The organism is Roseateles sp. P5_B10, from assembly GCF_056400485.1.
The window spans coordinates 1-826 of the sequence record NZ_JBFULE010001387.1; the positions used below are offsets into that span (position 1 = coordinate 1).

General features: G+C 63.6%; 1 protein-coding gene. It reads left to right on the top strand.

The window, feature by feature from the left end:
- Window positions 1–792, top strand: a 792-nt coding sequence (locus AC1DU6_RS33525) for a GMC family oxidoreductase (RefSeq protein WP_477862666.1), incomplete at its 5' end; no start/stop codon positions are given.
- Between the last annotated feature and the right edge of the window lie 34 nt (window positions 793–826).

The following is an 826-nucleotide window of genomic DNA, read 5'->3' on the forward strand; positions in this document are numbered from 1 at the left end:
ACGCCCAAGGTCCTCATGCAGTCGGGCATCGGCCCGCGCGATGAGTTGAAGGCCCACGGCATCGCTGTTGTCCAGCATTTGCCCGGCGTCGGCCGCAACCATCAGGATCATCTCGCTTTCGGGTGCACCTGGGCCTATCGCAAGCCTGAAGGCGTCGGCGGCGGTGGCTGCGAAGCGACGCTTTACTGGAAAAGCGATTCCCGTCTGCTTCAGCCGGATATCGTTCAGTGCCAGCTCGAATTCGCGGTGCCCTCGCCCGCTGAGGCGGAGATCGCGACACCGGAACATGGCTGGACCATGTTCGCCGGGCTTGCCCAACCAAAAAGCCGTGGCCGGTTGCGGCTCTCCGGGCCTGACCACACCGATCCCATTCTCATCGAGCCGAACGCACTGAGCGCGCCCGAGGATCTGGCCGCTGCAATCGCGGCCGTGGAGTTGTGCCGCGAGGTCGGCAACAACGAGGCATTCGCTCCGCTGATCCAGAGCGAGGCAGCCCCGGGTCCACGCGACCATGCGGGATTGATCGATTTCATCCGGAAATCGGCGGTCACCTATTGGCACCAGTCCTGCACGGCGAAGATGGGACGCGACAGCATGTCCGTGGTTGATCGCGAGCTAAAGGTCTACGGCATCGACGGCCTGCGCGTCGCCGACGCTTCGATCATGCCGCGTATCACGACCGGAAACACGATGGCGCCGTGTGTCGTCATTGGAGAGCGGGCTGCCGACATGATCCGGGAGCAGCATGGCTTGTCGCATGCGCAGAGCGACGCAGGCACTCATCGCGGCTGACTTTACTGAGCCGGCCAAAAACATCGTGTCGTGG